General features: G+C 60.1%; 18 protein-coding genes. 9 read left to right on the top strand and 9 right to left on the bottom strand.

Features of this window, described 5'->3' with window-relative positions; all coding sequences use genetic code 11:
• Positions 1-57 precede the first annotated feature (57 nt).
• Positions 58-1224, top strand: coding sequence for a glycoside hydrolase family 3 N-terminal domain-containing protein (locus OU26_RS02950; protein ID WP_081815602.1), 1167 nt, complete (start codon positions 58-60; stop codon positions 1222-1224).
• A 30-nt stretch (positions 1225-1254) separates the two neighbouring features.
• On the opposite strand, the gene OU26_RS02945 is transcribed toward OU26_RS02950, so the two are convergent.
• Together OU26_RS02945 and OU26_RS02940 are read right to left on the bottom strand one after the other, a co-directional pair.
• Positions 1255-1590 carry a branched-chain amino acid transporter permease gene (locus tag OU26_RS02945; protein ID WP_026645783.1) on the bottom strand — a complete coding sequence of 112 codons (336 nt, stop codon included), beginning with the start codon at positions 1588-1590 and terminating at the stop codon, positions 1255-1257.
• Positions 1590-2366: an AzlC family ABC transporter permease gene (locus OU26_RS02940; RefSeq protein ID WP_026645782.1), complete on the bottom strand. Its 777-nt coding sequence runs from the start codon at positions 2364-2366 to the stop codon at positions 1590-1592. The genes OU26_RS02945 and OU26_RS02940 overlap by 1 nt, the downstream gene beginning before the upstream one ends.
• Before the next feature lie 238 nt (positions 2367-2604).
• Between OU26_RS02940 and OU26_RS02935 the strand changes: the two genes are divergently transcribed.
• From OU26_RS02935 to OU26_RS02920, 4 genes are all read left to right on the top strand, one after another.
• A complete protein-coding gene (locus tag OU26_RS02935) occupies positions 2605-3120 on the top strand; it encodes an NAD(P)H-dependent oxidoreductase (protein ID WP_026645781.1) in 516 nt (171 codons plus the stop codon).
• A gap of 122 nt (positions 3121-3242) precedes the next feature.
• A complete protein-coding gene (locus OU26_RS02930; protein ID WP_081815601.1) occupies positions 3243-4148 on the top strand; it encodes a DUF3737 family protein in 906 nt (301 codons plus the stop codon).
• 20 nt (positions 4149-4168) lie between these two features.
• Positions 4169-5374, top strand: coding sequence for a MalY/PatB family protein (locus OU26_RS02925; protein WP_026645779.1), 1206 nt, complete (start codon positions 4169-4171; stop codon positions 5372-5374).
• Positions 5375-5426: 52 nt separating this feature from the next.
• Positions 5427-5957, top strand: coding sequence for a flavodoxin (locus tag OU26_RS02920; protein ID WP_026645778.1), 531 nt, complete (start codon positions 5427-5429; stop codon positions 5955-5957).
• Here OU26_RS02920 and OU26_RS02915 read toward each other — a convergent pair.
• Positions 5926-6483: a methylated-DNA--[protein]-cysteine S-methyltransferase gene (locus OU26_RS02915; RefSeq protein ID WP_033498876.1), complete on the bottom strand. Its 558-nt coding sequence runs from the start codon at positions 6481-6483 to the stop codon at positions 5926-5928. The genes OU26_RS02920 and OU26_RS02915 overlap by 32 nt on opposite strands.
• A 241-nt stretch (positions 6484-6724) precedes the next feature.
• Between OU26_RS02915 and OU26_RS02910 the strand changes: the two genes are divergently transcribed.
• Complete coding sequence (locus tag OU26_RS02910; RefSeq protein ID WP_021913600.1) at positions 6725-7519, top strand: SDR family NAD(P)-dependent oxidoreductase; 795 nt, start codon at positions 6725-6727, stop codon at positions 7517-7519.
• Here OU26_RS02910 and OU26_RS10445 read toward each other — a convergent pair.
• The 3 genes from OU26_RS10445 to OU26_RS02900 all read right to left on the bottom strand — a co-directional run bounded on the left by OU26_RS10445 (position 7509) and on the right by OU26_RS02900 (position 9648).
• Positions 7509-8045, bottom strand: coding sequence for an MATE family efflux transporter (locus OU26_RS10445; RefSeq protein WP_237743776.1), 537 nt, complete (start codon positions 8043-8045; stop codon positions 7509-7511). The genes OU26_RS02910 and OU26_RS10445 overlap by 11 nt on opposite strands.
• Entirely contained in the window at positions 7939-8424 is a 486-nt protein-coding gene (locus tag OU26_RS10440) for a hypothetical protein (protein ID WP_237743767.1), read from the bottom strand. The genes OU26_RS10445 and OU26_RS10440 overlap by 107 nt, the downstream gene beginning before the upstream one ends.
• Positions 8425-8760: 336 nt before the next feature.
• Positions 8761-9648, bottom strand: a complete 888-nt coding sequence (locus tag OU26_RS02900) for a methyltransferase domain-containing protein (RefSeq protein ID WP_081815600.1) — start codon at positions 9646-9648, stop codon at positions 8761-8763.
• Between the two features lie 105 nt (positions 9649-9753).
• Between OU26_RS02900 and zwf the strand changes: the two genes are divergently transcribed.
• From zwf to pgl, 3 genes are all read left to right on the top strand, one after another.
• Complete coding sequence (gene zwf, locus OU26_RS02895) at positions 9754-11316, top strand: glucose-6-phosphate dehydrogenase (protein WP_026645775.1); 1563 nt, start codon at positions 9754-9756, stop codon at positions 11314-11316.
• Positions 11313-12263: a glucose-6-phosphate dehydrogenase assembly protein OpcA gene (locus OU26_RS02890; protein ID WP_026645774.1), complete on the top strand. Its 951-nt coding sequence runs from the start codon at positions 11313-11315 to the stop codon at positions 12261-12263. The genes zwf and OU26_RS02890 overlap by 4 nt, the downstream gene beginning before the upstream one ends.
• A gap of 62 nt (positions 12264-12325) precedes the next feature.
• Entirely contained in the window at positions 12326-13117 is a 792-nt protein-coding gene (gene pgl / locus OU26_RS02885; protein WP_026645773.1) for a 6-phosphogluconolactonase, read from the top strand.
• Positions 13118-13536: 419 nt separating this feature from the next.
• Here the strand turns inward: pgl and gndA are convergent, their stop codons facing one another.
• The 3 genes from gndA to OU26_RS02870 form a co-directional block, all read right to left on the bottom strand.
• Positions 13537-14985 (bottom strand): NADP-dependent phosphogluconate dehydrogenase, encoded by a 1449-nt coding sequence (gene gndA / locus OU26_RS02880; protein WP_026645772.1) that lies wholly within the window; start codon positions 14983-14985, stop codon positions 13537-13539.
• A gap of 212 nt (positions 14986-15197) precedes the next feature.
• The gene (locus OU26_RS02875) at positions 15198-17801 is read right to left on the bottom strand and encodes a bifunctional lysylphosphatidylglycerol flippase/synthetase MprF (RefSeq protein ID WP_026645771.1); all 2604 of its coding nucleotides are present in this window, start codon (positions 17799-17801) and stop codon (positions 15198-15200) included.
• A 56-nt stretch (positions 17802-17857) separates the two neighbouring features.
• Complete coding sequence (locus OU26_RS02870) at positions 17858-19258, bottom strand: alpha/beta hydrolase (RefSeq protein ID WP_026645770.1); 1401 nt, start codon at positions 19256-19258, stop codon at positions 17858-17860.
• Between the last annotated feature and the right edge of the window lie 159 nt (positions 19259-19417).

Genomic DNA, 19417 nt, shown 5'->3' with positions numbered 1-19417 from the left:
CGCGTGAAGAAGAGGTTCCGCATTCCTTTCAGACGCTTCGTGGCAATCGGGTGCGTCATGGCGCTCCCACTGACGTTGTCGGCATGTTCCGGCGATGTCGGTTCCGACTTCCCCACTTCCATGCCCGATACGGAAATCACGCATAGCCCCCTTGGAAAATCCGCGGTTCCATCCGTTACGGACGATTCTCCGCACGGTAAGGCGGTACGCGCCGTCGATGCCATGACTCTCGACGAGCGGATAGGCCAGCTGGTGATGGCACCGTTGCCAGCCGGATCCGACCCATCCACATTGCGCGACCTCATCGTCGACCAGCATGTCGGCTCGGTGTTGATCATCGGCAATTGGAATTCCGGCACAACCGGGGTTTCAGCCGCGACGTCCGAATTGCAATCATATGCCCCTTCCAATAATCGGCTGCTGATGACTACCGACCAGGAGGGCGGTTCAGTGCAGCATTTGAGCGGAAACGGTTTCGACACCATGCCGTCAGCCACCGATCAGGGAACGATGGACACCGCCCAACTGCGCCAATCGGCCGCGACCTGGGGCGCACAGCTCAAATCCGCAGGCATCAATGTGGATCTGGCGCCGGTCGTCGGCACGGTGACCGTGGACCGTTCATCGAATGCCCCGATCGGTGCGCTGTACCGTGATTTCGGTCTTGATCCGGCCGGCAATGCGGACCATGCGAAAGCGTTCATACAGGGCATGTCCGATTCGGGGGTAGGCAGCGCCATCAAACATTATCCGGGTTTGGGATCGGTGACCGGCAATACCGATTTCACCGCGAACGGCATCCTCGACACCACCACCACGTTGGATGGTCCGGAAATCAGCGCGTTCAACAGCACGTTGGAGGCAAGCCCTTCGATGGTGATGATGTCTTTGGCCACATATCAGGCGATCGATCCGAATAATCCGGCCGTGTTCTCATCAACGCTGGTCACCGGCTATCTGCGCGGGAAAATCGGCTTCCAAGGCGTCGTCACTTCCGATTCCCTGTCCGCAACGGCTTTGAGTGGCGTGCAGCCGAGTGATTTGGGTGTGCGGCTGGTCGAAGCCGGCGGCGATTTGGCATGTATCGGCGCCTCTTCCTACGTGCAGCCGGTGTTGGACGGATTGAACGCCAAAGCGGCCGGCGATGCGACGTTCGCGCGGAAGGTGCAGCAATCCGCCATTCGTGTGATGACGCTCAAATACGAGATGGGGCTCGCCAGGTAATCGCAATGCCAAGCACAGGCGGAAGCCGTCTTAAGAGAAAACCAGCTGTACCAGCAGCATATAGACGGCGGTGCCGCCGGCGATCGACAGCAGCATGTTCCTTTTCCATATGTGCAGCAGGGCGATTGCGATAATCGCCAACAATTCGGGAATGCCGTGGCTGCCTGACGTCAGGTGCACTCCTTTGAGCGAGTACACGACAAGCAGGCCTGTCATGGCATACGGCAGGACGGTGCCCAGGTAGGTGATGAAACGCGGCGGTTCCTTCGATTCGGGGAACAGCAGGAACGGCAGGAAACGTGTCAGCATGGTGCCGAGCATCGCCATGATGATGGTGATGACGCCTTGCCACGTGGTCATGATCATCATGCGTTCGTCTCCTTGTCCGCGTTGTTCGTTTCGTTCTCCCCGTCCGTCTTGTCGATCTTCAGGTCGTCCAGGTATGGCCGCAGCAGAATGAACATGACGAGCATGGCGATCAGGGATGGGATCATGAAATTGTCGGCGCCGAACACCCCCAGACAGATCGCGGGCACCGCTATGCCGGTAAGCGCGGCCATGTGGCTTTTGCGTTTCGTGGTCAGCCATTGATCCACGAAAATGACGGCGAACATGGCGGTCATGATGAAGTCGAGACCGGAGGTGTTGAAGGTGATGCGTTCTCCGAGAAGGCCGCCAAGCGTGGCGCCGGCCACCCATGATGACTGGTTGAGCAGGCCGACGAAGAAGTAGAACCATCCGCGATCGACGTCGGCCGCAATGATGGTGCCGTTGTCGATGGCGAAGGTCTCGTCGCACAACGAGAAAATGAGATACGGCTTCTTGGCGCCCATGTTCTTGAACCGGCCGAGCATGGAGATGCCGTAGAACAGATGACGAGTGCCGAGCATGACGGCCAGCATGAACGTGACGAACGGGTTGAACGCGGACACCAGCAGATTCACGGTGACGAATTCCATGGAACCGGTGAAGATGAACGCGCTCATGCACATGGGCCACAGGAACGAAAAGCCGCGCGTGCCCATCAGCACGCCGTACGACAACGCCAGAAGGAAAAAGCTGATGCAGACCGGCGACGTCCGCGGCAACGCCGTTCTGAACGCCTTGCCCATGACGGCGTTCCTGTTCTGCGTCCGCACCATTAAATATCAGCCCTTCTTCCGTCCGTTCCCATGCTTCTCTTCTCATGCCTTCTCTTGCCGCGCCCTGATATACCCCGACGCGCCACAACGACGGCCAACATACTATCGCCGACCCCGACAAACCATGCGCAACCGTATCGGCGCGTGGACATCGACGAATTACGTACAAAGCATGCGCGACGAGATTATCATGCTGCATACTGGAACGTAACGAAAAACCTTTGGACAAGGAGCATGAATGAAGACACTGGTACTGGTATTCCACCCGCATCTGGAAAAATCGCAGGTCAACCGCAAGCTCATGGACGCGGCCAACGAGACCGGCGACGTGACCGTGATGGACGAGTACGCCGCATATACCGACTTCAAAATCAACGTCGAACATGAGCAGGAGCTCATCGAAACGCATGACCGCATCGTGCTGCAGTTCCCGTTCTACTGGTACAGCTCCCCCGCGCTGCTCAAGCAGTGGGAGGATGACGTGATCAAGGCCGGCTGGGCCTACGGCGGCGGGCGGGCGCTCGAAGGCAAGGAGTTCATGTTGGCCGTGTCCACCGGCTCTCCGGCGGACTCCTACACGAGTGAAGGCAGCCATGTGCGCACCATGGAGGAGCTGCTTTCCCCGTTCGAGACCACGTTCCGTCATACGCATGCCACATATCTGAAGCCGTTCCTCATCCAAGGCGTCGCCACGTCCACCGATGAGCAGATCGACGCCGCCGTGGCGAAGTATCCGGCAGCGCTGATCGGCTGATTCCTCTGCCTGTTTCGGCGCGCATTTCCCGATTTTCCGCAGGGAGCCGTGTTCGTTCCAGACGAACGTGGCTCCCTGTTTGACTTCAAGTACTTGAAGTTCCTAGTCTCTTCCAACAGAGCATGAAGGAGCATACGGTGAATAACACTCCAGATACATTTACATCCGCTGCGGAGCAGGACATGTCCGAAACCCGCCAGGCGTTCCTCACCGGCGAGCGCGCGGAGTTCTTCGCGCATGACCGCCGGTACATCGATACGATTTTCGACGATGGCGAATCGCCGTTGAAGCATGCCCATGACATCGAACTGAGGTCGAGCTCGTTCAAATGGAAGTATCCGCTGTGGTATTGCTCGGATATCGATGCGAAGGACTGCACGTGGTTTGAGATGGCACGTGCGGGCGTATGGTACACGGACCATATCACGGTGGAGGATTCAACGATCGAGGCGCCGAAGAATTTCCGCCGCTGCCATGACGTGACGTTACGCAACGTGGATTTCGTCAACGCCGAGGAGACATTGTGGGCCTGTTCCGGCGTGACGTTGGACAATGTGAGCGCGCATGGCGACTATCTGGCGATGAATTGCGCGGATGTGAAAGCCGACAACCTACGTTTGGTGGGCAATTATCCGTTCGATGGCGCAAGGAACGTGGAGATTTCCAATTCCCGTCTGATTTCGAAGGATTGTTTCTGGAACTGTGAGAACGTGACGGTGCGCGATTCGTTCATTTCCGGCGAGTATCTAGCGTGGAACTCGCGTAACGTGACGTTCGAGAACTGTACGATCGAAAGCCTGCAGGGCCTGTGCTACGTGGACCATCTGGTGTTGCGTGACTGCCGGCTCGTCAATACGACGCTCGCGTTCGAATATTCCTCCGTCGATGCCGACGTGCGCGGCACGATCGACAGCGTGTTCAATCCTTCGTCCGGCACGATTCGCGCCGACCATATCAACGAGCTGACGCTCGATCCGGCGAAAATCGATCCGACGGCCACGACGATCGTGACAGCCGACGCCGCATAACAGTAGGTAGGATTGGCGGTATGACTTACGATTTCGATACTCCGATCGACCGTTCCGGCACGTACTCGCTCAAATGGGAGGAGGCTGGCGACGCGCTGCCCATGTGGGTGGCGGATATGGATTTCCAGACCGCGCCCGTAATCCGCGAGGCGTTGCGTCAGCGCGTCGAGCATGGCGTTTTCGGCTATTCGATCGTGCCGCCAGAATGGAATCAGGCGTACGTGGATTGGTGGGGACGCCGTCATGGGCTTGCCATCGACCCGGACTCGCTGGTGTTCTGCACCGGTGTGGTGCCGGCGATCTCCAGCATGGTCAGGAAACTCACCACGCCGAACGAGAACGTCGTGATCATGACGCCGGTCTACAACATCTTCTTCAATTCGATTCTCAACAATGGCTGCCGTGTGCTTGAATCGCCGCTCGCCTATGACGGCGAAGGACATTACGAGATCGATTGGGCTGATTTCGAAACGAAACTCGCCGACCCGCAGACCACGCTGATGATTCTGTGCAACCCGCATAATCCGATCGACCGTATTTGGGATTGTGAGACTTTGGAACGTATCGGCGAACTGTGCTGGAAGCATCATGTGACGGTGGTCAGCGATGAGATTCACTGCGATCTGACCGATCCGGGTTTCGATTACGTGCCGTTCGCCTCGGTGGGTGAGCATTGCGCGATGAATTCGGTGACCTGCATGGCTCCGACCAAAACGTTCAACATCGCAGGACTGAATTCCGCGGCCGTGATGATTCCGAATCCGGTGCTGCGTCATAAGGTGTGGCGAGCTTTGAACACCGATGAGGTGGCGGAGCCGAACGCCTTCGCCATGGACGCCACCCTGGCCGCGTTCAATGAGGGCGAACCGTGGCTGAACGAATTACGAGCCTATCTGGCCGGCAACAAGGCGACCGCGCGTGCGATGTTCGACAAATACAACGCTTCGGTGCCGGCCGACCGGCGCATCATCATGGTCGAAGGACATGCCACCTACCTGTTGTGGGTCGACTGTTCGGCCATCACGCATGACACGGATGCGTTGTGCGATCATCTCAAGCGCGAGCATAAGGTGATGTTCTCCGAGGGTTCCGAATATGGTGGCAACGGTCATGATTTCGTGCGTATCAACGTGGCCTGTCCGCGTGCACGCATGATCGAGGGTCTTGCACGGTTCATCGACGGTCTGCTCGCGTATCGAGCACAATCGTTTCCAAAGATGGACTGATAAACCCTTGGACTGACGCATGACGGATGCGGCAACGGCCTCTTCAAGGACTATGAAAGGACGCAACATGGTGGTGGTGTTTTTCTCCCGCGCCGGCGAAAACTACGAAGTGGGCGAGGTGACGGTCGGCAATACCGCGAAGCTTGCCCAAGAGGTGGCCCGGTGGACCGATTCGCCGATGATTGAAATCGCACGTACCGAGCCTTATCCGGAACGGTACGCCACGACCTCAGAAATGGTGCAGGAGGAGCAGCGTGTCAACGTGCGTCTGCCGTTCACGCTCAGCGGCGATACCGATGCGCTCGACTCGTCCGATACCGTGTTCCTTGGCTATCCGATTTGGTGCGGCGATATGCCGATGCCCGTGTACGCTTTTCTGGAAAGCCGCGACTGGTCCGGAAAGACCATTTATCCGTTCTGCACGCACGGCGGCAGCGGGCTTGGACGGACTCCGGAACGTATCGCCGCAATCACCAAGACGACGGTGAAGCCGGGGCTTGCGGTCATGGGAACCGACGCACAGAACAACGCAAGTAAAGCCGCCGAAGCCGTCAGCGGGTGGATCGCCAAATCCGGTCTATAGATTCGCAATCCACATCCATCCGTTCCGTCTGCTTCAGCACGCCTTCGAGTTGGAGCAGACGGATTTTGGTTTCAATGCCTCCCGCATAACCGGTGAGACTGCCGTCAGCGCCGACGACCCGATGGCAGGGCACGATAAGCGCGATCGGATTGCGGTGCACCGCTCCCCCGATGGCGCGTGCGGATATCCTACGCCCGTCCGCACGTTTCAACTCCAATCGACGTGCGAGTCCGCCGTATGAAACCGTTTCGCCGTATGGCACTTTCCGCAGCAATGCCCATGCTTCCTTGCGGAATGGCGTGCCTTCCAGCCGCAACGGCACTTCGGTCCGAGGTATGCAACCTGCAAAGTATTCGTCCAGCCATCGTTTCGCGGCGCCAATCGTCGGCGAATCACCCAAAACCGCGGAATCATCGTCCGCATAGCCTGGCTGCCAATCGAACCACAGGCCGAGCAATGCCGTTTCGTCGGTGATCAGCGTGATGCCGCCAAGCGGCGAATCGTAATGCGACTTTGTTTTCACCACTGTCCTCCATCCCTCCACAAAACACCTATCTCGCCTATGGATGGCGGATTTCGTCTTTCGACACATGTTATCTCGCTTATAGATGGCGGACAGCAAAGTGAAAAGCCGCGCTTTTTACCCCCATACACTATCTCGGGGGTATAAGTCGAAAAACATCCGCCATCTATAGTGGAGATAGCATCAGGCAGACCCGCAAATCCGCCATTCATAGGCGAGATAGGACCAAAACGAAGGAGTTGGCATGGGATACGCACTCATCACGGGAGCGTCCGGCGGCATCGGACGCGAACTGGCGGCGCTGTTCGCAGCGGACGGACATGACCTGGTGATCACCGCCCGCAGCCAGGAACGGCTTGACATGGTAAAAACCAAGCTCGAGCAGCGTTTTGGCGTGCATGTGGTGACGTTCGCCATAGATCTGAGCGAAGCCAACGCACCGAAGAAACTCCATGATTTCACCACATCACAAGGTATTGCGGTCGACCATCTCGTTAATAACGCAGGCTTCGCTGACTGGACGGATTTTCTCGACGCCGACTGGAACCGGCAAAACGAGATGATGCAGCTCAACATGCATGCGCTCGCTGAGTTGACGTATCGGTATGGCCGAGACATGCGCGCCAACGGGCATGGCAGGATTTTGAATATTTCGTCCGTCGCCTCGATGATGGCAGGCCCATACATGGCGATGTATTTCGCGTCGAAGGCATTCGTGCGCTCGCTATCCGAGGCCGTGGCCCACGAATTGCGCGGCACGGGCGTGACGGTGACCTGCGTATGTCCCGGTCCGACCACGACCGGCTTTCAGAAGGCTGCGAATATGAGTGGCCGCAACTTCTTCACCATGACCAAACCGGCCACCGCACGTCAGCTTGCCACGTACGCCTACCGCAGGATGATGCGCGGCTCAACCCTCGCCTACCATGGTCCGCTCACCAAGGCGGGCGCGCTCGCGGAACGGGTTCTTCCCCGCGCTCTGACCCGGCGAATCGCCGCGTTCATGAACGGCGGCAAGCCGCACACGCTTAAGGTTTAACGGCGAATCGCTTGGACGGACGGTAGCAGAGCAGAGCGATGCCGATGAGTACGGCGGTTGCGGCGAGGCTGATCGGGTAGACGATCATGATGGCCTCGAACGTGCGATGCGCGGGGAACACGAACGCGATCCAGGTGATGCGCACGCCGACCACGCCGATTACGGTGAGCAGCGCCGGCGCCAGCGAGATGCCGAAGCCGCGCAGATATCCGGACATGACCTCGTACAGCATGCTGAACGTGTAGGCGGAGAACACCATGACGAGTCTGGTGTAGCCGACGGCGATGACTTCGGGGGTGACGTCGAACAGGGCGAGCAGACGGTGGCCGAAGAGCAGCACGACGGCGATGGTGGCCGCGGTGGCGATGAAATCCTCCAGGATGCAGATGCCAAGCACGCGCTTGCAGCGTCCGATCTGCCTAGCGCCGTAGTTCTGCCCGGTGAAGGTGGCGCAGGCCTGGCTGAACGAGTTGAGCACGAAGTAGGCGATGATTTCGATGTTGAACGCGGCGCTGGACGCGGCCATGACAACGGTGCCGAGACTGTTGATGGCGGCCTGGATGATGATGTTGGCCACGGGCGAACACGGCGCTTTGCACGCCGGCGGGCAGGCCGATGCGCATGATCTGGCGCAGGGTGAGCGGGTCGATGCCGAGCTCGCGCAGGTTCACGTGGATGACAGTGGCGGTGTAGACGAGCCGGTACAGCAGAATCATGGAGCTGACGATGTTGGCGATGACGGTGGCGGTGCCGCCGCCTTGAGAGAAGTTGCCGACGATCATGATGCCGGACGCATTGAAAAGCTGTTCCAGAATGCCGGTCGCGGCCACGGGCAGCGCGTACCGCAGGACCTTGGTCCAAATGCGGCCATGCAGCATGTCTATTGCTTGTCTGTTGCCTGCCATATTCCGCTTGTTTCCCTATCTTCTCTGCTTTTTGCCGTCCTTGATGTATGCCGTTCATCGGGCTCTAGGCACGGCTTTCCAAGGTGTGGATTTGTAGGACTGGTCGTTTGGCGATAGCAAATAGCCATGCTCTATTGTTTGTCATTACCATTTTGCATGGCTTGCCTGCGCTTGTTCTGCAGTGTCTCTCTGACGTGGTCGAGGAATACGGCGGCGGCTTTCGTCAAAATGGTTGCGAGCAACCACTGTCTGAGACTGAACGGCGGAAACTATATGCTCTGCCGCAAAGACCCATGGTGTAAAGGCATCGCATGCAGCAAACGGTGCGCAAAGCGCTCACACCTGTGCGACGAAGAAGAAGCGCGGCATCGGTATCAGCACGGTGCCGTCGGACTGCAGCGGATAGATGCCCTGCAGACGCTCCACGAACGTCTGCTCGTACTGCTTGCGCCAATCCGCGTTCGGCAACTGCGCCAGATAGGGGCGCATGCCGGTGCCGCGATACCATTCGATGACGCCTTCGTAGCCGGACAGCGCATGCCAGTATGTGGTCTCCCACACCTGTGCGTACTGCGACAACGACGCGACGAGATCGTAGTAGGCGCCGATGTCGAAGCGCTCGCCGCCCAGATGATGGTATGGACGGACGCCGGTCTCGCCGATGTAGCGGTTGAAGCGTGGATCGGTGGCCAGTTCGCGCATCACGGTATGGGCCGGCTGGTTGATGGTCTCCGTGAACTGGCAGGCGACCATGCCGCCCTGTCTTGCTCGTCGCAGCATTGCGGGGATTGTTTCGTGGTGGTTTGGGACCCACTGCAGGCAGGCGTTGGTGAATACCACGTCGAAATCGTCGGGCAGCTCGTCGAGGGCGGTCGCGTCGTGTACGGCGAAGTCGATGTCTGGGTGTTCGGCGCGCGCAGATTCGATCATCGATTCGGACGAATCGATGCCGAGGATTGTGGCGTGCGGATAGCGTTCGCGCAGCAATGCGGTGCTGTTGCCCGGTCCGCAACCGATGTCGAGGACCTTGTGCACCGCGGTGTCTTCTAGCGTGATGCGGGCGCATAGGTCGCGGCTGGGTTGTGTGCGTTGATCGGCGAATTTCAGATATTGGCTCGCATCCCATGTAAAGGCCATGCCCTCCATGCTATCCGCGCCGGCATGATGCTGACGCCCCGTGTCCGTATTGTTGAAAGTCCGTGCGACGGCTGTGAGGTTGCTCACATCCGCCTCGAACCGTACCGTTTTCGCGGGCAAGCGCCGAAAGCGCGCTTGCGATATGCGGAATTTGCAAGCGCCGGGTGCGGTCGTAGAGCTAGTATGAGTCGCATGAGTGAAACCGTTTCAACCGCATCCAATGCGGCCGGCGCGTGGACCAATCCGCTGCGCGACCCCCGCGACCTGCGTCTGCCGCGTATCGCCGGCCCGTGCAGCATCGTGATCTTCGGCGTGACCGGAGATTTGTCCCGCAAGAAGCTGCTTCCCGCCATCTACGATCTGGCCAACCGCGGTCTGCTGCCGCCGAGCTTCGGCCTGACGGGATTCGCCCGCCGCGACTGGACCGAGGACCACTTCAAGGACTTCGTCAAGGAGAACGTGCAGGAGCACTGCCGCACGCCATTCAAGGAATCGACCTGGAAACAGCTCGCCGCGGGCATCCGCTTCGTCCAAGGCACCTTCGACGATCCGAAGGCATTTGAGCGTCTGTCCGAAACCGTCGCGGAGCTTGACCGCGACCGTGGCACGCGCGGCAACCACGCGTTCTATATGTCCGTGCCGCCGCGCGCCTTCCCGCAGGTCTCCCGTCAGTTGGCCGACTGCGGTTTGGCGAAATCCGATAAAGGCGCATGGCGCCGCGTGATCATCGAGAAGCCGTTCGGCCATGATCTGGCCAGCGCCAAGGAGCTCGACCGCGTGGTCTCCGAGGTGTTCGACCCGTCGAGTGTGTTCCGCATCGACCATTACCTCGGCAAGGAGACCGTGCAGAACATTCTGGCGTTGCGTTTCGCCAACGCCATGTACGAGCCGATCTGGAACAACAATTACGTGGACCATGTGCAGATCACCATGGCCGAGGACATCGGCGTGGCCGGACGCGCCGGATATTATGACGGCATCGGCGCCGCGAGGGACATCATTCAAAACCATCTGCTGCAGCTCATGGCGTTGACCACCATGGAGGAGCCCGTCTCCTTCTCCGCGGCCGATCTGACCGCAGAGAAGACGAAGGTGCTCTCCGCGGTGCGTCTGCCGAAGGATCTGGCGGCGCATACCGCGCGAGGCCAGTACGCCGCCGGATGGCAGGGTTCGCATGAGGTCGTCGGATATCTGGACGAGAAGGGCATCGACCCCAATTCCACCACCGAGACCTATGCGGCAATTCGCCTGGATATCGACACCCGCCGTTGGGCCGGCGTGCCATTCTATCTGCGCACAGGCAAGCGTCTGGGTAAGCGCGTCACGGAAATTGCCGTGGTATTCAAGCGCGCACCCCACCTGCCATTCGAATCGACAGCCACCAAGGAGCTCGGTAAGAACGCCATCGTGATCCGCGTGCAGCCCGACGAGGGCGTGACCATGCGCTTCGGCGCGAAAGTGCCGGGCGGCACCTCGATGGAGGTACGCGATGTGTCAATGGACTTCGGTTATGGCCGTTCGTTCACCGAATCCTCCCCCGAAGCCTATGAACGTCTGATACTCGACGTGCTGCTGGGCGATCCGCCGCTGTTCCCGACCACTGAGGAGGTCAACCTCTCGTGGAAGATCCTCGATCCGATTGAGGAGTTCTGGTCGACACTTGGCCAGCCACAGCCGTACCGTTCCGGCACGTGGGGACCGGAAGAGGCCGTTGAAATGCTTGCCCGCGATGGACACCGTTGGAGGATGCCGTGATCATTACCATGAAAGACACCGAGACCCGCGAAATCTCGGCGAAAATCGACGAACTGCACGAGGAGCGCGGCGAGGCGGCATTGGGACGCGTGCTCACCCTGCTCATCTCCACCAACGAGACCGAACTCGAGCATGATCTCGAAATCGCCAACAACGCAAGCCGCGAGCATCCCTGCCGCGTGATCGCGATCGCGCCAAGCAGCCGCAAGGCCAATCCGGAAGATGAGGAGCATCCCACTTTCCTCGACGCCGAAATCCGCTTCGGATCGGACGCCGGGGCCGGCGAAATCATCGTGTTGCGCCCGCGTGGCGGTCTGATTCGTCATGCCGACACCTTGGTGATTCCGCTGCTCGTCCCCGACACCCCTGTCGTGGCATGGTGGCCGAACGAGGCGCCCGCGAACCTGTCGAAGGATCTGCTTGGCTCCATGGCCAGCAGCCGCATCACCGACGCGATGCATTCCTCGAACCCGCAGCGCACGATGGACGACCTTCGTCGCAACCGTTCCTCCAAGGACGTGGACATGTCGTGGACGCGTCTGACCGTGTGGCGTGCGATGATCGCCTCCATGCTCGACCAGCCGCCGCACCTGCCAGTGAGCAATGTGCGCGTGACCGGGCAGAAGGATTACCTGCCGTTGGATCTGCTGGCCGCATGGCTGCGCCTGCGTCTGAACGTGCCGGTGATGATCGAGGAGGATCCGGACGCCACGGCCGTCACCGGCGTGTACCTGACACGTGGCGACGGTGTGCTGAGTCTGGAACGCCCCTCCACCGACGATGGATTCGCCGTGATCAGCGTGCCCGGGCAATCGCCGCAGACCATCAGCGTGCCAGCGCGAACGCTTGAGGAATGTCTGAGCGAGGAACTTGGCCGCCTGTATCCGGACGAAATCTACAACGAGGTCGTGTCCCGCGGTCTGGAACTGGTCAAACCGAGGCAATAGCCATCGGCGCGGCGGAAATCGCTACCACCGTTCGGAAAAGAACGCTTATCAAAGGAATGAACGTGACAGAACGCAAGACCATTGTCTATCCGAACCCGCAGGTGCTGGCCGAGGCCGTGGCTGCCCGCACCCTACTGACCATCATCGACCTGCTGGCCGAACCGGGACGCACCCGCGTGGATATCGCCGTGACCGGAGGCACCGACGGCAACCGCGTGTTCGCTGCAATGAACGCGAGTCCACTGAACGATGCCGTGGACTGGAGCCGCGTGCACGTATGGTGGGGCGACGAACGCTTCGTGGCGGCCGACGATGACGACCGCAATGCAAAGCAGGCATGTGAAGCCTGGTATGGCGCGCTCGTGGAGAGCGGCCGTATGCCAGCTGGGAACATCCATGCGATGCCGGCGGACACGCGTAGCGCCGATCTGGTAGCCGCCGCTTCCCCCGAACAGACCGATGCGGTGCTGGCCCAGGCCGCCGCGGAATACCAGCGCGAGCTCATCGAACAACTGGGCGACGAACCGGCATTGGACATCGCCATGTTCGGCATGGGCCCGGACGCGCATTTCGCCTCCCTGTTCCCCGACCATGGCGAGGCCGAGATCAGCGACCCACACGTACTGGTCGCGGGAGTGCGCGATTCGCCGAAGCCGCCACCGCTGCGCCTGACGCTGACCGTGCCGATGATCGCCCGTTCGAAGCACACGTGGGTGTTCACCTCCGAAGAACGCAAGGCCGGCGCGGTCAAGGCCGCGTTCGCCCAGCGGAACAACCCGCATGCGCCGAGCTCCTACGCTGATGGCGAGGAACTGCTCTGGCTCATTGACGAGGGTGCCGCTTCCAAGCTGTGAAGCTCATCCGAGGTTCATCCGAAACGACAAATGGGGTGTCCCCACGGCATACGCCGTGGGGACACCCCATTTTCGATTGTTGTCGGCTGTTCCGACACATGATGTTCCGCTGGATGCTGCTTCCGTAGGTGGTTTGGTGTTTCCGTAGGTGGTTACGCCAAGTATCAAGCCCGTGAAAAGGCCGGATTCCGGCTTTTTCCTCGGAGTGTATCCAGGCCCAACCACCTACGGAAGCCAATAACCGCCTACGGAATATGCGCACACGCACAGAAATGCAAAAAGACCCCGTGATGCAAGTACTGGCCGTGCCGGCCATCGAACCGGAATCGCTTCGGTTCAGTGGTCGGGGTACGGCCGCAAGGCATCACGAGGCCTTTTGGCTAAAGCTTCCTAGCTTTTACTCTTTTGCTGCGGAGAGATCAGGCTTCGATCTCTTCACGACCCGGCTCGGCCCACAGCGTGTGGAACGCGCCCGGCTGGTCCACACGCTGGTAGGTGTGGGCACCGAAGTAGTCGCGCTGGCCTTGGATCAGGGCGGCGGGAAGACGCTTGGAGCGCAGGCCGTCGAAGTACGACAGGGACGAAGCGAATGCCGGGGTCGGCAGGCCGTTGATGGCGGCCTGGGCCACCACGTTGCGCCAGGACTTCTCGGCGGTTTCGATGGCGTTCTTGAAGTACGGGGCGAACAGCAGGGACACGTTGGCCTCACCGGATTCGAACGCTTCGGAGATGCGGTTGAGGAACTTCGCGCGGATGATGCAGCCGCCGCGCCAGATGCGTGCCACTGCGGCCAGGTCGATGTCCCAGCCGTATTCCTTGGCGGCGATGATGATCTCGTTGAAGCCTTGAGCGTAGGCGACGATCTTGGAGGCGTAGAGGGCCTGGCGGATGTCTTCGATGAAGGCCTTCTTCTCCTCGTCGTTCAGGTTCAGTTCGCCGCTCGGGCCGGCGAAGCCCTGCTTCTGGGCTTCCTCGCGCAGGTCTGCCTCGGAAGACAGGCCACGTGCGAACACGGCTTCGGCGATGCCGGTGACCGGCACGGCCAGGGACAGCGCGGTCTGCACGGTCCAGGTGCCGGTGCCCTTCATGCCGGCGTGATCCACGATGACATCAACCAGCGGCTTGCCGGTCTTCTTGTCAACCTGGTGCAGCACCTCGGCGGTGATCTCGATGAGGTAGGAGTCGAGTTCGGTCTTGTTCCATTCCTCGAACACGTCGCCGATTTCGGCCGGGGTCATGCCCAGGCCACGGCGCATGAGGTCGTAGCTTTCGGCGATGAGCTGCATGTCGGAGTATTCGATGCCGTTGTGCACCATCTTGACGAAGTGGCCGGCGCCGTTGAGACCGATGTGGGTCACACACGGTTCGCCTTCGGCCTTGGCCGCGATGGATTCGAAGATAGGCTTCAGGGTCTTCCAGGATTCTTCGGAACCGCCAGGCATCATGGACGGGCCGAGGAGGGCACCCTCTTCGCCGCCGGAGACGCCGCAGCCCACGAAGTGCAGGCCGCGGGCGCTGATTTCCTTCTCACGGCGGATGGTGTCCGGGAAGTAGGAGTTACCGGCGTCTACGATGATGTCGCCCGGTTCCATGAGGTCGGCGAGCGCGTTGATCATGGCGTCGGTGGGTTCGCCGGCCTTGACCATGATGATGGCGGTGCGCGGCTTGACGAGGCTGTCGACGAACTCTTCGAGCGTCTTGGCCGGGAAGAACTCGCCTTCGGTGCCGTGCTCGTTCATGAGCTTTTCGGTACGGGCGTAGGTGCGGTTGAACACGGCGACCTTGTTGCCGTGGTGTGCGAGATTGCGTGCGAGGCTGCCGCCCATTGCGGCCAGGCCGACGACGCCGACGTTTGCTTCAGCTGACATGCGTTACCTTTCATGCAGAAACGTAGTGTTTTCTTTATGAACCTTCCCAAGTGTAGCGCCGAGCGCGTCCAAAACGGATGCACATCTCAAGTCCGGGTCCGGCAGCGGACCATCGACGTGCGAGGACCATCACGGGAGCCGTTTTCGGTTGTCTTGCACAAAGAGATGGCCGTATTGCGATGAGGTCATCCCGGTCCCATCGGCTCCGCGGATCATTCGTTTTTGGCTGGCATGATGGTTCGGACGAACCGCATGGCTTCGGCCGGGGTGAGCGACGGCACATAGGCCTGCGCCACTGCAAGCGAAATCTGCGGCAGTTTGGCTGCATCCGGATAGCAGATGTACACCTTGGATTCGTCGGGGTGGAACTTGAGTTTGAAACGGAACAGGGAATGGAATCCGTAGGCCGGTTCCATGATGTGGGCCACCATCTGCAGCACATGGTCGAGCACGGCGCTTTGCTCCATGCCGTCACCGTCCATTCCAGCGAGCGGCGCGGCGGATAGACTCATGAAGCGGACCTTTCCTTCGTCGCGCAGCCGTTCGGCCATGCGGGCGATGAGGAATTCCATGATGCCGTTGACGCTGTCGGTGCGGTGACGCATGAAGTCGAGCGTCCATCCGACCACTTTGCCGTTCTCATAGGTCGGCAGCCAGCTGGTGACGCCTAGCACCTTACCGTCCGCGTCCACCGCGTACAGCAGTTTGACGCGTGGATCGACCAGCTCGTCCACGCCACCCAGGGTGAAGCCCATTTCAGGCAGGGCCTTCTCGCCGGCCCATTGCGCGGAAATCTCACGGATCTGCGTCTGCACGGAGAACGGCGATTCCTTGAATGTGGTGAGCACGTCGGTGATGCCGTCGCGCTTGGCTTTGTTGATGGCGGTGCGTACGTCCTGCCATTTCTTGCCGCGCGTCTGCCATGCGGCCGGGTCGATCACCATTTCGGTGCCGACGTCGAGCGCGTTCCAGCCGGCGGAGACCAACTCGTCACGTTGTTCGGCGTGCACGCTGTAGAACACCGGTGTCAGGGAACGTTGGGTGCAGAAGTCGGCGAACGCACGCAAATCGTCCTCATATTCGTCTGGGTCGCCGAAAGGTCCGGTGACGGTCAACGCGATGCCGTACGACACGCGGTAGGCGATGGCGGAACGGCCGGTGGCGGAGAACCAGTAGTCGTTGCCTTTCCAAGTGGCCATGAACGACATGGATTCGCCGCCGAGTCCGATGATCTCGTCCACGCGGTGACGGTACGCGTCGTTGATCATGGAACGGTCACGCAGGCCACCCCATGCGCAGCACAGCGCGACCAGCCAAAACATCGGTCCGACGCACTGGTAGACGATTTCGGAAAGCAATCCGACCGGCACGAACGCCGGTTCCACGCCACTTAGCAGGCCAATCGGCAGCAAACGCTGCACGTAGTCTGCGATCAGATCGACCAGCAGCGGCGTTTCGTTGAAGCCGGACGGCATGGACAGGCCGTAGCCGACGTACAGCAATCCCAGTAATACGAATGCGGCGAACGTGATGGCGATACCGCGCAGCACGGTCTCGCTTTTCGTGCGAATGGTGAAACATGCGCGGAACAGGATGATGATGACGATGCACAGCAGCGGCAACGCCATCGTGGCCAGCATCGCGTGGAATGCGCCGTGCCGTTGCAATGCGGATATTGCATCCATGTATGCACCGGCGTCGAGGCCGTCCACGTAGGACAGCGGAATAGCCACATAGAACACCGTCGATAGCGCAATGGTGCATGCGTTGAACACGATGCTGAGCGTGGCGGCGAGATGACGGCCTCGGTACAGACCCCAAGCAATGAGCAGCAACATCAGCGTCGGCATGATGGATACCAGCCAGTTGCCGGGCATGGTGAGGCGCATCATGCGGTACTGCGTGAAGCAGTCCGTATGCGACGCTCCGTTGAGACAGTCGATCACGCGTCCGGTATCGAAGTCTGTGGAACCGGTTAGCAGGCCGAACGTGGACAACAGGCCGAACGATTGACGCGATGAGACGGCCACGAGCGATCCGATGGCCTGCACTCCCGCGGCCACGCCGACCAGTCGACGCATCTCATAAACGGCACCGTGCCGGTATTCGTCGCCATGCGTGGCCGAGGACATCAGATAGCCGAGCACATGGCCGATCATGGCTGCGGCGAGCAGGCAGTAGTCGCTCGCCTCGCCACGGTAGAGAAACATGATGAGCACGACCGCGTAGCCGATCACACGGATACGTCGGCGCCACAGCATGGCCGTGAACGCGCTGGCGCACATGAGCGTTCCGGCGACGAGAATCAGCGGCCCGAGGACGGCACCGTCATGTGAGATCGCATGCCACTGCGGGCTGTGCCCGTCGGACAGGGAGCACAATCCCATGCCCAGCGCCATGCCGCCCAAGGTGGTGATAAGGGAGACCCATACGGTTTTGGCTTTGCCTATCACCGATTCCGTCAAGCCGAACGCGACCAAGATGAGTGGAATATCGATGAACAGACGACCCAAATCTGGCACGTACAGCATGGATATCGGCGCGGTATACCAGCGTCCGCGTGTGAGTGCTTCGAAGCTGACTCTGGCGAGGCGAGGCGGGAACGGTTGCCGGATGAACGCGCATAAGATCCGCGTGGTCACGTTGACGAACGTGACTGCGAGAACGAAGCAGACGGTGAGCATGTGCCGTCTAAGCCATGCGGCCAAGTCGGCCAGCAGCGCATGGAAACCGAACAACGGTTTCACGGATTGTTTTACGGAGGATTCCATGGATGGTTTGACCGGCTTTGCCGGCTTGCTTTGCGATTGCGTCATGATGTTCCTTATGTTTGCGTTCAGCGGTTCCGCGGTTTGTCTTGTACGGCCGTCAGTCAGACCGCGACGCGTTTGAGGTTCGGGTAATCGGACAGGTTTGGTCTCACATCGGAAAGTCCGGTATCGTAACCGAATACGGCGAGCCCGTAACGCAGCACGTCCTGCACGGCATGCCAGTCGTGCGCGTTGCCGATCGATTCGACGGCGGTGACATGCATGCCGGCCTTGACCGCCACCGGAGCGATTGTTCTGATGTTGCGCGCGGAGGCGGCGTCCTCCTCGCCCGCACCCATGATGAGCGTCTGATGGGTGGGTGCGCGATTGCGGATGGCGTTGATCGGCACTTGGCTCTCGTAGGCTTCGACGTCGCCGTCGAAGAAACGGTCGATCATCTCCTGTCTGGTGCCGTTGGTCGGGCCGATCTCACTGTCGGTGGGGATCATGGTGCCAAACAACTCCGGATGGTTCACGCCGATCTGCAGGGAGCATGTGGCGCCTTGTGAGAATCCCGCGATAGCCCAATCCTTGGCGTCCTGAGCGGCCGGAAGGTTGTTTTTCGCCCAATCAATCACATCCCGGGTCAGATAGGTGAACGCGTTGCCGTACACCTTTGAATCCACGCACAGCGTGTTGTGTGAGTCGTCTCCGAGCTGGTCCGCCGCGATGACGATGGGGGCAAGCCCGTCATGGCTCTTCGCGTATCCGTCCATCATGGTTTGGATGCCGCCTGCCTGGAAGGCGCGGCCCGGACTGCCTGGCTGGCCGCTCATCATCAGAATGACCGGCAGAGCCGGCTTGCGTTTCCCTTCGGCGAGCGCCGCCGGCGGCAGGTAGACGAGCGCCTTGCGCGCCTTGAAATGCGATTCCGTGGCTGGAATGTCGATTTTGCTCACCGTTCCGTTCGATGGAATGTTCCGGATGGTGCCGTCGGCCACCTGTCCGCGCCATTGGGATACGGAGATGAGGTCCTTGCGTTTGACCAGTCCGGTCAGATTGGCCTGGCTGTAGGAATCGTCGCCGAACAACGATCCGATGGTGGCGTATTCGCCGTACGATTGGTCGATGCCAATCGCCGTCGCCAATATGGCAGACACGACAAGCAGGGCCGCGATCGCGCGCATCATCCCGTTGCGCAGAGCGATATGCGCGACCGCGTATCCGACCGCGGCAAAGCCGACCGCCACCCATGCCATGACACGCGGTCCCAATCCGACGCCAAAAACCACGAACACGTCGGACAGCAGCCATGTGAGCGTGTAACCGGCCGCTCCGGAAATCGCAGCCACGACCAGCGGCAGTACAATCAGCCGAACGTGTCCGTCCTGTTTGCCTTGTCCGTTTCGCCCGCCGCCGATCGCGCCGATCAGCAACGCCACGGCTGACGCCACGGCGATGACGAACACTGTCACCGGCAGCCATCCATCGATCAGGCTCACATCCATAAGCCACTGACGCATATGTTTCATCCCCAACACATTGGTTTTCTTGCAATTTTTCCTACAAGCCGACAGTTGTAGTACGTGAATCATCGGATGTGGGTCGTTCCTGGGGATGATTTCGCGCAGGGGTTCAGGGAAAACCCTGAAACCGCCGGGAACCGTTCGCCATCAGCGTAT

The organism is Bifidobacterium ruminantium DSM 6489 (genome assembly GCF_000770925.1).
Taxonomy (GTDB): domain Bacteria; phylum Actinomycetota; class Actinomycetes; order Actinomycetales; family Bifidobacteriaceae; genus Bifidobacterium; species Bifidobacterium ruminantium.
Note: the sequence above shows the minus strand (reverse complement) of the source record. Positions and strands in the feature narration are given on the sequence as shown.